This window comes from Marivita sp. (genome assembly GCF_051859345.1).
GTDB lineage: Bacteria > Pseudomonadota > Alphaproteobacteria > Rhodobacterales > Rhodobacteraceae > Marivita.
This window is the reverse complement of record NZ_JBHYFV010000032.1, coordinates 1-13,359: the sequence shown is the minus strand read 5'-3', so window position 1 is coordinate 13,359 and position 13,359 is coordinate 1. Positions and strand designations below refer to the sequence as shown.

15 protein-coding genes are annotated in these 13,359 nt (G+C 59.2%); 9 read left to right on the top strand and 6 right to left on the bottom strand.

Features of this window, described 5'->3' with window-relative positions:
- Positions 1–15: 15 nt before the first annotated feature.
- Positions 16–1,326 carry a phenylacetate--CoA ligase PaaK gene (gene paaK / locus ACTIEN_RS16960; protein WP_439524333.1) on the top strand — a complete coding sequence of 437 codons (1,311 nt, stop codon included), beginning with the start codon at positions 16–18 and terminating at the stop codon, positions 1,324–1,326.
- A gap of 3 nt (positions 1,327–1,329) precedes the next feature.
- On the opposite strand, the gene ACTIEN_RS16955 is transcribed toward paaK, so the two are convergent.
- The 5 genes from ACTIEN_RS16955 to paaA are packed head-to-tail and all read right to left on the bottom strand — an operon-like array spanning position 1,330 to position 4,905.
- Complete coding sequence (locus ACTIEN_RS16955) at positions 1,330–2,394, bottom strand: 2Fe-2S iron-sulfur cluster-binding protein (RefSeq protein ID WP_439524332.1); 1,065 nt, start codon at positions 2,392–2,394, stop codon at positions 1,330–1,332.
- A gap of 15 nt (positions 2,395–2,409) precedes the next feature.
- Entirely contained in the window at positions 2,410–2,868 is a 459-nt protein-coding gene (gene paaD, locus ACTIEN_RS16950; RefSeq protein ID WP_439524331.1) for a 1,2-phenylacetyl-CoA epoxidase subunit PaaD, read from the bottom strand.
- Between the two features lies 1 nt (position 2,869).
- Complete coding sequence (gene paaC / locus ACTIEN_RS16945; protein ID WP_439524330.1) at positions 2,870–3,631, bottom strand: 1,2-phenylacetyl-CoA epoxidase subunit PaaC; 762 nt, start codon at positions 3,629–3,631, stop codon at positions 2,870–2,872.
- On the bottom strand, positions 3,631–3,915 hold the full coding sequence (paaB, locus tag ACTIEN_RS16940; RefSeq protein WP_439524329.1) for a 1,2-phenylacetyl-CoA epoxidase subunit PaaB: 285 nt from the start codon (positions 3,913–3,915) through the stop codon (positions 3,631–3,633). Before paaB ends, paaC begins: the two co-directional genes overlap by 1 nt.
- Positions 3,916–3,927: 12 nt before the next feature.
- Entirely contained in the window at positions 3,928–4,905 is a 978-nt protein-coding gene (gene paaA / locus ACTIEN_RS16935; protein ID WP_439524328.1) for a 1,2-phenylacetyl-CoA epoxidase subunit PaaA, read from the bottom strand.
- A gap of 501 nt (positions 4,906–5,406) precedes the next feature.
- On the opposite strand from paaA, the gene ACTIEN_RS16930 reads away from it, so the two are divergent.
- The 7 genes from ACTIEN_RS16930 (at position 5,407) to ACTIEN_RS16900 (ending at position 12,516) form a co-directional block, all read left to right on the top strand.
- Positions 5,407–5,619, top strand: coding sequence for a Flp family type IVb pilin (locus ACTIEN_RS16930; protein ID WP_439524327.1), 213 nt, complete (start codon positions 5,407–5,409; stop codon positions 5,617–5,619).
- 85 nt (positions 5,620–5,704) lie between these two features.
- Positions 5,705–6,904 (top strand): AAA family ATPase, encoded by a 1,200-nt coding sequence (locus tag ACTIEN_RS16925; protein ID WP_439524326.1) that lies wholly within the window; start codon positions 5,705–5,707, stop codon positions 6,902–6,904.
- Positions 6,901–8,400, top strand: coding sequence for a CpaF family protein (locus ACTIEN_RS16920; protein ID WP_439524325.1), 1,500 nt, complete (start codon positions 6,901–6,903; stop codon positions 8,398–8,400). The genes ACTIEN_RS16925 and ACTIEN_RS16920 overlap by 4 nt, the downstream gene beginning before the upstream one ends.
- A 4-nt stretch (positions 8,401–8,404) precedes the next feature.
- Positions 8,405–9,367, top strand: coding sequence for a type II secretion system F family protein (locus tag ACTIEN_RS16915; protein ID WP_439524324.1), 963 nt, complete (start codon positions 8,405–8,407; stop codon positions 9,365–9,367).
- Positions 9,360–10,319 carry a type II secretion system F family protein gene (locus ACTIEN_RS16910; RefSeq protein WP_439524323.1) on the top strand — a complete coding sequence of 320 codons (960 nt, stop codon included), beginning with the start codon at positions 9,360–9,362 and terminating at the stop codon, positions 10,317–10,319. The genes ACTIEN_RS16915 and ACTIEN_RS16910 overlap by 8 nt, the downstream gene beginning before the upstream one ends.
- Before the next feature lie 3 nt (positions 10,320–10,322).
- The gene (locus ACTIEN_RS16905) at positions 10,323–10,754 is read left to right on the top strand and encodes a TadE/TadG family type IV pilus assembly protein (RefSeq protein WP_439524322.1); all 432 of its coding nucleotides are present in this window, start codon (positions 10,323–10,325) and stop codon (positions 10,752–10,754) included.
- The gene (locus tag ACTIEN_RS16900) at positions 10,744–12,516 is read left to right on the top strand and encodes a pilus assembly protein TadG-related protein (RefSeq protein WP_439524321.1); all 1,773 of its coding nucleotides are present in this window, start codon (positions 10,744–10,746) and stop codon (positions 12,514–12,516) included. The genes ACTIEN_RS16905 and ACTIEN_RS16900 overlap by 11 nt, the downstream gene beginning before the upstream one ends.
- A gap of 4 nt (positions 12,517–12,520) precedes the next feature.
- Here the strand turns inward: ACTIEN_RS16900 and ACTIEN_RS16895 are convergent, their stop codons facing one another.
- Complete coding sequence (locus ACTIEN_RS16895) at positions 12,521–13,123, bottom strand: helix-turn-helix transcriptional regulator (RefSeq protein WP_439524320.1); 603 nt, start codon at positions 13,121–13,123, stop codon at positions 12,521–12,523.
- A gap of 47 nt (positions 13,124–13,170) precedes the next feature.
- Between ACTIEN_RS16895 and ACTIEN_RS16890 the strand changes: the two genes are divergently transcribed.
- The coding region (locus ACTIEN_RS16890; protein ID WP_439524319.1) for a hypothetical protein at positions 13,171–13,359 on the top strand (189 nt) is incomplete at its 3' end.

The following is a 13,359-nucleotide window of genomic DNA, read 5'->3' as shown; positions in this document are numbered from 1 at the left end:
GGAGGCGCCGCGCGTATGAAGGATTTGTCACCTAACCCGTCCGACCTTGATCCGATCGAACTGGCCTCGATCGACGAGATCCGCAGCCTGCAACTGGACCGTCTGCGTTGGTCGCTGCGCCATGCCTATGACAACGTCGCCCTGTACCGCGCGAAGTTCGACGCGGCGGGGGTGCATCCCGACGATCTGAACGACCTGTCCGATCTGGCGAAGTTTCCCTTCACCCAGAAAGCCGACCTGCGCGACAACTATCCTTTTGGCATGTTCGCCGTGCCGCGCGATCAGATCTCCCGCGTGCATGCGTCATCGGGCACCACGGGCAAACCGACCGTTGTGGGCTACACGAAGAACGACATCGACATGTGGGCTTCCGTGGTGGCTCGGTCGCTGCGGGCGTCCGGTCTGCGGGCGGGGGACATGGTACATGTGGCTTATGGCTACGGCCTGTTCACCGGCGGACTTGGCGCGCATTACGGGGTGGAAAAGCTGGGCGGCACGGTGGTGCCGATGGGCGGCGGGCAGACCGAAAAACAGGTCGGTCTGATCACCGATTTTCAGCCCAAAGGCATCATGGTCACGCCGTCCTACATCCTCAATATCCTTGAGGCGTTCCACAAGGCAGGTCTTGATCCGCGCGCGTCTTCGCTTGAGGTCGGCGTTTTCGGGGCCGAACCCTGGACCAACGCGATGCGGCTTGAAATCGAAGAGGCGTTCGACATGCATGCGGTCGATATTTACGGCCTGTCCGAGGTGATCGGACCGGGGGTCGCCAATGAATGTGTGGAAACCAAGGATGGTCTGCATATCTGGGAGGATCATTTCTACCCCGAGATCATCGACCCCGAGACCGGCGACGTGCTTCCCGATGGCGACAAGGGCGAGTTGGTGTTCACCACGCTGACCAAGGAAGGCATGCCTGTCATCCGCTACCGCACACGCGATCTGACGCGGCTCTTGCCCGGCACGGCGCGGACGATGAGGCGGATGGAAAAGGTGACAGGGCGCAGCGATGACATGATGATCCTGCGCGGTGTGAACGTCTTTCCGACCCAGATCGAGGAAGAGGTGATGGCGACCGGCGGTCTGGCGCCCTATTTCCAGATCGAGCTTTACAGCGCCGGGCGTCTGGACGCGATGCGCGTTCTGGTCGAGGCGATGCCGAATGCCGCCAGCGACCTGTCCCGACAGGCGGCGGCCACCATGCTGACAGAACGGATCAAGGACCATGTCGGCGTGTCGGTGACGGTCGATGTGGGCGATCCCGGCTCGGTCGCCCGGTCGCAGGGCAAGGCGGTGCGGGTGGTGGACAAGCGTAGGGCTGATTGACCGCTACTGGTCGTAATCCACCACGATGCGCGCGCTGATCGGGTAAGACTGACAGGACAGGATATAGCCCTGTTCCACCTCGTAATCTTCAAGCGCGTGGTTGGCGACCATGTCCACCTCGCCCTCCAACACCTTGCATTTGCAGGTGGAACAGACCCCCGCCCGACAGGCATGGGGCGCATCCATTGCATTTTCGAGCGCGGCTTCGAGCACGGTCATGCTCTTGTCCATGTCAAAGGATCGGGACATGCCGTCAAGAGATATGGTGGCGGCGATCGTGTCGCTTTGCGTTGTCTCGGCGGATTTTGAGCGGCGTGCAACCCGGCCCGTCTGAGCGCTGGCGAACAGTTCGAACTTGATCTGGTCTTTCGTCAGCCCATGGTCCCTGAGTGCCTGCGCGATGGCAAGCATCATTGGTTCCGGCCCGCAGATAAAGGCGGTGTCGACGCTGGCAATGTCGATCCAATAGGTGAACAGCGCAGTGCATTTGTCACCGTCAATGCGGCCTTGAAACAGGTCGATGTCCTGTGCATCGGTCTCCAGAATGTGAATGATGGACAACCGGCCCATATGTTGGTTCTTGAGATCCTCCAACTCTTCGCGGAACATGATCGAACTGACGCTGCGATTGGCATAAACAAGCGTGACTTGGGACAAGGGTTCGGCGACCAGCACGGTCTTGAGGATCGACAGAACCGGTGTGATCCCGGAGCCGCCCGCAAAGGCAAGGTAGGTTTTTGCCTTGTCTGGTTCGATCCTGGTGTGGAATTTCCCCATGGGTTCCATGGCGTTGATCACCATTCCGGATGTCAGATCATCGTTCGCCCAAAGCGAAAACGCGCCGTCGGGAACCTTTTTGATGGCGACACGCAGCGCGCCGTCATGGGTGCCGGAACAGATCGAATAGGAGCGGCGCAGTTCGACTCCATCGAAATCGCGTTTGAAGGTCAGGTATTGGCCTTGGGTGAACGCGAAATCGCCCCCGTCGCGGGCGTCAAAAGTAACGACGACGGCATCGCGGGTGGTTTTCTGGACATCCGTCACGGTCAGAGGGAAAAAGCGCGCCATGTCAGAGCCTTGTGATCAGATACATTTGAAATAGTCGAAGGGTTCAAGGCAGTCTTCGCAGCGCCAGTGTGCTTTGCACGGTGTCGATCCGAACTGGCTGATCCGGGTGAGATGAGTCCCACCACAGCGCGGGCAGGCCTCTGGTCCACCAGCGGGGGACGGAGGCGCGATGCCATAGTCCAGCAGTTTGGCGCGGCCCTTGTCAGACAGCCAGTCGGTTGTCCAGGCTGGGGCGATCTGCGTCCTGATCCGTATGTCTCGTACACCCCGATCGTACAGCGCGGCTTTGATGTCCATTGCGATCACCGATGTGGCGGGGCATCCCGAATAGGTTGGGGTCACGGCCACTTCGAGCGTGTCGCCCTGCCACGACACGTCGCGCACGATGCCGAGATCGACAACCGAGATCACCGGGATCTCGGGGTCTGGCACCTGATCCAGCCAGCCCCAGATGGTGGACAGGTCGGGCGTCATGTCACCACGCAGCACCCGGATAAGCACGTTGCAGCCACTGCATCTGGGTCAGCATATGGCCGAGATGTTCAGTATGGCGGAAGCCGGTCTTGCCACCGGACTGGGCATAGGTGCTGTCCGGTTTGGTCAGTGTCGCTTCGGTCAGGATGGCGTTGATCCGTGTGTCGAAGCGGGTGCGCAGCGTGGTCAGATCAGGGGCAATCCCGGCGGCGTGTATGGCGTCATCAATGACATCGGGTTTGAACATCTCGCCGACATAGGGCCAGAGCAGGTCCAGTGCCGTTTGCATTCGGGCATGGCTTTGCTCGGTCCCGTCGCCAAGACCGATCACCGTCTCGGAGGACCGGTCGAGGTGGTAGGTCACCTCCTTCAGCGCCTTGGCGGCGATGCCTGCGAAACGGACATCCCTGGAGTGGCTGAGGCCAGTCAGAAGTTCGAAATGAAACACATCGAACAGGCATTGCCGCATCATGGTCTGGCCGAAATCGCCGTTCGGCTGTTCCACCAGCAGCAGATTGCGGAAGTCCCAGACGTCGCGGAGCATGGCCAGATCATCGGCTGAGCGCCCCGAACCTTCGACCTCTCCGGCCAAGCCAAGCCACATCTGGGTCTGTCCGATCAGATCCAGCGCGGTATTGGCGAGCGCGATGTCTTCTTCCAGAACCGGCGCGTGGCCGCACCATTCGCTGACCCGGTGGCCCAGCACCAGCGTGTTGTCCCCCAGCCGCAGCAGGTATTCGAAGAGCGCGGTCTGGTCGGCCATCACATATGGCCCGCTTCGTCAGGGATGTCGAAGAAGGTCGGGTGGCGGTAGACCTTGCTTTCCGATGGATCGTAGAGCGGACCTTTGTCCGACGGCGACGAGGCGGTGATATGCGCGGCCTCGACCACCCAGATGCTGACGCCTTCGTTGCGGCGTGTGTAGACATCGCGGGCGTTCTTGACCGCCATTTCGGCATCTGGCGCGTGCAGGCTACCGACATGGCGGTGGTTCAGGCCGTGCTGACCACGGATGAAGACTTCCCAGAGGGGCCATTCCCGAGACATGCGTCGCTCCTCCTATTCCGCTGCCAGCTTGGCCGCGCGTTTCTTTTCGGCATGGGCCATCAAGCCTTCGCGCACCCACGCGCCGTCGTCCCACGCTTTGTTGCGCGCGGCGAGCCGTTCGGTGTTGCAGGGCCCGTTGCCCTGAATCACGTCGAAAAACTCGGACCAGTCCGGTTCGGCAAAATCGTAGCCGCCTTTTTCGTCATTCCGGCGCAGGGTCTTGTCCGGCACGGTCAGGCCAAGGAATTCAGCCTGTGGGACGGTCTGATCGACGAACTTCTGACGCAGCTCGTCATTGGTGTTCATCTTGATCTTCCACTTCATCGACTGCGCGGAATGCACGCTGTCCTTGTCCGAAGGACCGAACATCATCAGTGACGGATACCAGAAGCGGTTGAGCGCATCCTGTGCCATCTTCTTTTGCGCAGGTGTGCCTTGGGCCATCTTCATCATGATATGGTAGCCCTGCCGCTGATGGAACGACTCTTCCTTGCAGATGCGCACCATCGCGCGGGAATAGGGTCCGTAGGACGTGCGCTGAAGCGGCACCTGATTCATGATCGCGGCCCCATCGACCAGCCATCCGACCGCGCCCATATCGGCCCATGTCAGCGTCGGGTAATTGAAGATCGAGCTGTATTTCATCCGCCCATCCAGCAGCATCTCGGTCAACTCGTCCCGGCTGACCCCCAGCGTTTCGGCAGCGCCGTAAAGGTAAAGCCCATGCCCGGCCTCGTCCTGCACCTTGGCCAGCAGGATCGCCTTGCGTTCCAGCGTCGGCGCGCGGGTGATCCAGTTGCCTTCGGGCAATTGGCCGACGATTTCGGAATGGGCATGCTGGCCGATCTGGCGGATCAGCGTCTTTCGGTAACCTTCGGGCATCCAGTCCTTGGGTTCGATCTTTTCGCCAGCGTCGATGCGCGCCTGAAACGCGGTAAGCTTTTCCGGGTCATCTGGCGTTGCTTCGGACGTGATCATCTGCGCGTACATCTATTTGGACCCTTTTTTGGCTGATCCCCGAACATGAGCGGACCGTGGCATTGTCCCATATGCGGATCGTACAGAGAGTCCGTCATTCTGGCAAGAATTGCGTTACGGGTTATTCGGTTTGTGATCTTATCTGTAACATAACTATGATGTCGCGAATCTGGCGGTGGGTTTGATCGTCATGGACCGGCAAAAACGGCAAAGCAGACCCGATAACCGCAACAAAGAGACGTGCTGTTGCTTTTCCGGGAAATGACCACGCATTTGATCGCAAGACTTCATTTGCGTGATGTAATTCAAAAAAATTAAATACTTTCAATAGTATAGATGCGTCTGATTGCAGTCATACTTCGGTATGATGCCTATCCGACCTTGGGCTCAGTGGGACAGCGATCATACCGTTGAAGGATATCCCGACCCGGCAGACTTCGACAGATAGGGCTTCATGAGCGGTCATCCCGACCATCGTTACTTGAGCACACATCTGGCGAAGGAGCCTGAACAATGAACACTTTCACACTGAACAAAATCACCACCCGTCTGGTCCGTTTCGGCAAAGACGAAAGCGGCGCAACAGCGATCGAGTACGGCCTTTTCGCGGCGCTGATCGGCGCTGTCATCGTTGGCACGGTTGTCACCCTGGGTGGTCAGACGAATGCCGGTTTCACCACCGTCAGCACCGAACTCTCCAACGCTGGCATCGACGCACCAGAGTGACCTGTGGACCGGAAGCTGCACGGCTCTCTGGGTGTGAGCCGTGCGTTTCTCCACACCCCCACAGTCAGTCTTTAGGAACCTTGTCATGTCCCCATCCCAAACAAAATCAAACCAGAGCCATCCGCTTGCCGCCTATGTGTGTACCGAAATGGGGGCAGCGCTGGCACGCGAGGTCATCGGTGCATCAGGCGCGTCAAGCGGGTCTTTGATGGGCGGTGGGTTGAGCGGAGCGGCGCGCGCGGCAGGAGGGGGCGGACACACCCAAATGTTCCTGACCGAGTTGGGCGAGCTTCCCGTGGATATGGCCTGCGACAATGTTGTGGAGCTGCGCAAGAGCGGAGCCGGTGTCATCGTTTTCGGGGAGGATCAGAACATCAATACGTATCGCGCATTGCGCAAAGCGGGAGCGTTGGAATACTTTCCGATGCCGGTCACGGCACAGGACATCCTGTCCATCGAGATCAGCCTCTCTGAACCGGCCAACCTGTCCAGACCTGTCGGGACACGCCAGCGCACGATCGGTGTGATCGGCACAAACGGCGGCGCAGGGGCAAGCGCGCTTGCGGAAAGCCTTGGACATCTCTTGGCCTCCGGGCGTGACGAAGGTTGCCGAACAGCGCTGGTTGATGCGGATTTGCAATTCGGGTCGATTGCCCTTGATCTTGATCGCGCCGGGACACCGGGGTTGATGGATGCGTTGGAGGCCCCGGACAGGATTGACCGGACGTTTTTGCAGGCGACGATGGATCAGGTCACGGAAACGCTGTCGATCTATTCGCACACTCTGGATTTGCAGAGTGACATCGCCGTGGCGCAATCCGGATGGCCTGCCATGCTTGAACGGGCAAAGACGGAGTTTGCAACAACAGTGGTCGATCTGCCGCGCAGTTTGATCTTGCAGGACCCCATGGTGCTTCATGCGCTTGATGTCGTGGTGCTTGTCGTTCCTGCTGGTTATGCCGGTGTCAGTGCGGCGGTGCGGCTTGTCACACATATCAGATCGGTACATCCCGATGTGCAGATCTGCCTCGCGCTCAGCGAAGTGCGCAAGGACGCACAATTGCCACCCAAAGACATTGCCAAGGCGCTGGCCCTTGAATTGAGCGCGGTCCTGCCGCGCTGTGACGCACATATACTGCGGGCGCAGCGCAAAGGCAAAACGGTGGCCGAGCTGTATCCGCGCGCACCCTACGCCAAGGCCTGCCAGGACATCCTGTCCTCCATTACACCTGACAACGGTTCCAGGCCGTCCCGGAAGGGATTGTTCCGGAGGGCCTTCAAATGAGCAATGTGCCGCCAAAGCCAACCCATTCGCAAACGCTGCAGACCATGCTTCTCAAGTCGCGGGGCGGGGACACGCAGACCGCGCGCGCGCCTGTTGCGACCCAGACTGCGGCATCTGCCGCCCAGCGGGACCGACTGTCCCAGGTTGCGAAGTCCGCCGGGCATCAGGAATCGTCCTCCCTCCCGGCGCTGCCAGAGCCATCCCAAGCGCAAGCCTCAAAGCAGGTCGATACCGTCGGGCCGATGCTGGCGCTGGCCAATGACGTCATTCGCGATCTGTCGGATACTCTGGATTACACAAAGCTGGCCGCGCAAAGCAGCGAGGATCAGCAGGCCACCATCCGCGCGGGCATTTCCAAGATCAGTGCGCAACGCAAGCTGCACCTGAACGGGCAGGAAGTTGCGGCGCTGGTCAGCATGGTTCTGGCCGACATGCTTGGTCTTGGGCCGCTCGAGTCGCTTCTGGCGGATGAAACGATCACCGACATCATGGTCAACGGCCCGCATCAGGTGTTTGTTGAACGGAACGGCAAGCTTGAACACACGAACATCCGTTTCAGGGACAATGACCATGTGTTCAGTGTTGCCAGCCGGATCGTCGGTGCGGTGGGTCGGCGTATCGACGAAGCGCAACCGATGGTGGATGCCCGCCTGAAGGATGGTAGCCGCGTGAACGTGGCCGTGCCGCCGCTGGCGATTGACGGGACCACGATCACCATTCGTAAATTCCCGACCGCACCTGTCAGGTTGGACACCTTGGTTGGCAATGGCAGCCTGTCGGCGCAAATGGCCGCCTTTCTGCGTCTCGTGGCCGAGCTTCGTCTGAACGTTCTGGTCTCTGGCGGCACGGGGTCGGGCAAGACGACACTGATGAATGCGATGTCGCAATTCATCCCGGATTCCGAGCGTATCGTGACCATCGAAGACGCCGCCGAACTGCGGTTTCAACAGCCCCATGTCGTGCGTTTCGAGACGCGCCCGCCAAATGTCGAAGGCACCGGCGAAGTGACCATGCGCACCTTGATGCGCAATGCGCTGCGGATGCGGCCGGATCGCATCATCATCGGTGAAATCCGCGGCGACGAAGTGCTTGATCTGCTTCAGGCGATGAACACCGGCCATGACGGGTCGATGAGCACGCTGCACGCCAACTCCACGCGCGAGGCACTGACACGGGTCGAAAACATGGCTGCTCTGGCCGGGTTCGTTCCGGGCATCGGTGTGGTCCGCAGGCAGCTTGTCGATGCCGTACATCTTGTCATTCAGGTCAGCCGCATGCGCGACGGTCGCCGTCGGATCAACACCATTTCGGAAATCGCCGGTCTGGCCGGGGATGCGATCACGTTGCAGGACATCTTCCGCTTTGACGTCGATCCCAGCAGCACCCGGTCGGATGTGCGTGGGAAGTTCGTTTCAACGGGGTATCTCCCGAACTTCACAAGCCGTGCCGCAGATTATGGGCTCGAATCCGAACTGAACCGGATTCTGAAGGGGTGATGTGATGAACGGATTGATCTTCATCGCCGTCTTTGCCGCCTTCGGTCTTTCTGCGGTGGCGCTTATCGGGCTGATCCAGATGGATCGGGACACGCGTCGTCGCCGGTCACGGATCCTTCGCGCCTGTTCCGGAAAATCTGGACCGTTGGTCGATTCTTTTGAAGCAGATCCGCCCAAAGCGCCAAAGCGGGATCGGGGTCGCCAAGACGCCCACAAGGCGTTTCAAGTTCTGGAACGGCATATCGCGCAGGCCGGACTGCGTCTGACTCCGATCGAGCTGATCGTGCAGATCGCGATGGCGGTTTTTGCACTCTATGCCATCGGGATCCTGATCCTGAAGATGCCCCCGGCCTTTACGGCGCTTGTCTCGATTGCGACGCCTTTGGGTTGCGCGGTTCTTGGGCTCAAGATCGCGACAACCCGTCGGGTGGCGGCGTTCTCAAATGGCCTGCCGGAAGCTTTGGATGTGTTCGCGCGGGGCTTGAAGGCAGGACGGCCTGTGGCGGATTCGATTGCCGTGGTGGTGGAAAACTCGGTTGATCCCATCAAATCCGAATTTGCACGGTGTCAGGACGAGTTGCGCCTTGGCACCAGCCTTTCGGACAGTCTGGATCGTCTGTGCCGACGAATGCCGACAGCGGAAGTCCGGTTCTTCAGCGTCGCCACGTCCTTGCAGGGTCAGACCGGGGGGAATCTTGTCGAGACAATGGAAAATCTTGCTGTTCAGCTTCGGGATCGCCGCAAGCTCAAGAAAAAGGCGCGCGCGCTGTCGTCCGAGGCGCGGGCGAGTGCCGCCATCCTTGCCGCCTTGCCGTTTACCGTCGCAACCGCGATTGCCTTTCTCAACCCAAGCTACCTGAGCGCGCTTTATTCCGATCCGCGCGGGCAGGTGATGTCGATTGCGGCGCTGCTGTGCATCCTGCTTGGAATTTTCATGATGATCCGCATGGGGAAACTGCATGTCTGATCCATTTACACTGATGTCTTTCATCCTGTTCATCGGCATGACGGCGGTGTTTGTCGGGCTTGCGACCGTGCTGATGCTTGAGCAAAGTGCAATGCGGACACGACACCGCATCCAGCGTGCGGCGGGTGTGTCCTCCTCTGCGCAAAGGCCGTCGGCCCATGGCGGATTTCGCCACCTTGCCTCAGTCCTTCACGCAGCCGTTGTCAAAGCCGGAGATCGCGCTTCGATCATATTGGGCGGTGAGGCCCAGACAACCCAGGATGAACTGGTCAGTGCCGGATATTCAGGGCGTGACGCGTTGCTGGTCTATGCGTTCTTGAAGACGGTTCTTCCCGTGGCCACGCTGATCGTGGGTGTTGTCGCGGTGGTCGTGTCGGTGCCTGTTGGGGCGGACATGATCATACCGATGGCCATGGCGCTTGCGCTAGCCCTGGCCTTTTCGAAGGCGGTTGATTTTGTCGTTGATGCCAAGCGTCGGGCACGGTTGGACCGTATCCGGATCGCGTTTCCAGACATGCTCGAATTGCTGGTCATCAGCAGCGAAGCGGGGCTTGGTCCGCAGCCTGCGTTGCATCGCGTTGCCAGTGAACTGAAGACCGCACATCCGGAATTGGCGAAAGAGACGCTTCAGCTGGTGTCGGAAATGCGTATGACGAACAACCGGCGCGCGGCTTATGAGCGGCTGAATATCCGGGTTCCACTGCCGGAAATCGCGGTGTTCACGCAGACGCTTGAACAGTCAGACACCTATGGCACGCCGTTTTCGCGCGCGATGCGCACCCTGATCACGGATCAACGCGCGGATCGTCTGCTGCGGGTCGAGGAAAAAGCCGCGCGCCTGCCTGTCATCATGACCGTGCCGCTGATTTTCTGCATCATGCCGGCGGTTTTTGTCGTTCTTGTCGGGCCAGCGGTGCTGAGCGTTTTCGACAACATCATCGCGGGAGGCTGATCCATGATTGCGCGCTTTCAAAGCAGGTTTGACCGGTTCAGACGATCCGAGGACGGGGCCGTTGCGGTAGAGTTCGCTTTGCTTGCGCCCCTCTTGTTTGCGATGCTGTTCGGCATTGTGTGCCTTGGCTACTTCATGGCGTTAAGCCATTCCGTTCAAGGTCTTGCCACGTCAAGCGCGCGCGCAAGTCTTGCCGGGATCACCACGGCCGAACGCCAGACTTTTGCCGAAGCGTACCTGGCACAGGCCGGGGCCCGGTATCCTTTGCTGGATGCATCCGCGATCAGCAGCTCTGTTACCATGTCCGAAGGGGCTGCCTCGGCCATTACGGTGACCGTCAACTACGCGCTTGGGGGGTCGATGCTCGACCTGGCGACCGGGTTCCTGAAGCTAGACCTGACATCCTTGGAAACAGGAGCGTACCTTGCGTATTGATCAACAGTTTCTCGCGCGGTTCCGGGCAGACACAGAGGGTGCGGTCGCGGTGATCGTTGCGCTGACTTTTGTGATGCTGATGGGCTTTGTCGCGCTTGGCGTCGATACGGCATCCCTGTATCGCGAACGTCACAAGCTTCAGTCCATCACCGATCTTGCAGCCTTGAGCGCCGTTCCCGAATTGGCCAATGCTGAAAGTCGTGTCACAGCATCGAAATCGGCCAATGGCGTTCCTGAAGCTGCAACAGAGTTGTTGACCAAAGGCCGCTATCTGCGAAACCCGGCGATCCCGCCAGACGCGCGGTTTTCGCCCCTGCCGGACGGCACACCCGGCATGAACGCGGTGAGGGTACGGTTGCGCGACGATGCGCCATTGTCATTCGCACAGATCTTCACCGAGGACGATCACGTCACGCTCAGAGGCACAGCGCTGGCGGCACGCACCGGGGCGGTCAGCTATTCGCTGGACAGTGCACTTGCGCAGCTTGATGGCGCGGCCATGTTGGACTTTCTGAATTCCGCGTTTACCACATCCGTGTCGGTGAACGCGACTGATCTGACCATCCTCGCGGGAACATCGGTGTCTGCCGGCGATCTTGTGCAGGCTTTGGCCTCTCAGATCGGTTTCAACGGGGCAAACCCGGCGGACATCCTGAACGCCACCGTGACGCCAGAGCAGGTCTTGTCTGCCTTGCAGAGCATTTCGACGACCAGCCTGGCAAATGTGGTTTCACTTTTGTCCGCCACAGAAGGGTCAACACTCACCGTCTCGGAAATTGTTGGTGGGATTGATACCGAACTTGGTCTGACGGTGATCGACTTTTTGGACGAAGTGCAGATTTCGGCGCTCGATGTCTTGATGGCGGTGGTGCCATCAACAGCGTCGGATCAATCCATCGCGCTTGACCTGAATGCAGAGGTTTCGGGGTTGTTGTCGCTGAATGTGTCCTTGATCGAAGGCGAGAGAGCCGCACAGTCCGGTTGGATTGCGATGGGCGAAGAAGGCGTGACCCTTCATCGGGCTGCCGTTCGGGTCGATATTGACACCGAACTGTCACCAACGCTGTTGGGGTCGTTGTTGTCCGGTGTGACCGCCACACGTCTGCACCTGCCGCTTTACCTTGAAGTTGCAGGCGCGACCGCGACTCTTGACCGGATGTCCTGCTCTGAGAACCCGGCAGAGATTGCTGCTGAATTCGTAACGTCATCCACGCCTCTCCATCCGACAAACGGGACGTCGGTGGCGGCGCTATATCTTGGGGAATTGGCGCAGTCGGACGGCGCGACGATTGATCCATCCACCCTGGGTTTTGCGGACTTCCTGACGCTTGAAATCCGGATTCCGGTTCCGCTCTTGCCGGATATCACGGTCGGTCCGATCACGGTGCAGGTCCGGTCGCTTGCTACGATCGGGCAGTCGAACACGGAACGCCTGCGGTTCACCCGTGGTGACATGAACGAAGGTCGCACCACGCAGAGTTTTGGTTCGGAATCCCTTTTGACATCCGGAGTGACAAGTCTGCTGTCCTCCAACACGACCGAAGTCAGGATCAAGCCGGGACAAGGCAACCTGCTCTCAAGCCTTACCGCTGGCCTGCTGAACACGGTGATGGAGGCTTTGCCGCTACAGCTTGCTCAGACCCTGACAGGTCCGGTTGATACGCTGCTGGATTCAACCCTCGCGTCGATTGGTCTTGAATTGGGAGCGGGTCGGTTGACCGTTGACGCGTTGCATTGCGAACGCGCGCAACTGGTGCAGTGAACGGTCAGCGACCAACCGCAGCGGTCTTGAGGGGATGGTGCTTTGCGGAAGAAACAGCACGGGACGCCTTCTTTACCAAAGGTGTGATGTTGTCCCGTTCTGGCGTCGGGGCTGGGGCTGGCTCTGCCGATTCGGTGACCATCTCGCAAACCTCGTCGGTGACGAACGCGATCAGTTGGTAGCGCGAATCCAGTCGGGATTTCTGGTAGATGTTGCTCAGTTGCGATTTCACGGTCGGCAACGAAGACCCACGCATCGCGGCGATTTCGCTGTTTGAAAACCCTTTGGCTGCAAACAGGGCAACTTCGGCTTCTGCCTTGGACAGACCCCATTCGCCGGAATAATGCTGAACCACCGCGTCTTTCGATGCCGTGTCACCTCCGCCAGGTGCAAGCTTTTGCTTTCGCTGACCTTCAAGGAAGCTCGAAATCCGATTGTAGGCGATATAGGCAACGCCCGCAGTCATGACTGCAAAAAGCGCGAAGAGACCAGAAACTATGGCCACGTTGAGGTTTGTGGAGGGCAAGACAAAACTTGCGACGAGCGCTGTTTTCAAACCAGCCACTCCAAGGACCAGAATACTCGCAGTTGCCAGATAGCGGTTCATGGGGTTCTCCGTGTTCATCATGTGACAGCCATTGATCCATTGAGAATGTGGCGAAACAAAGCTATTTTGGTCTCGAATCCATGGTAATCTGGGAAGTGCAGGTGGTTTGGTTCGACAGACCGCCCAGTCCGGTCATCCGTGTCGGGTTACCGATTCTTGCGAAACTGGCCATTGTGTCTGCTGACGCGACTCACCCGACTTTTCGTCCTGACGGCGACGCCATGTCGAAGAGCCGA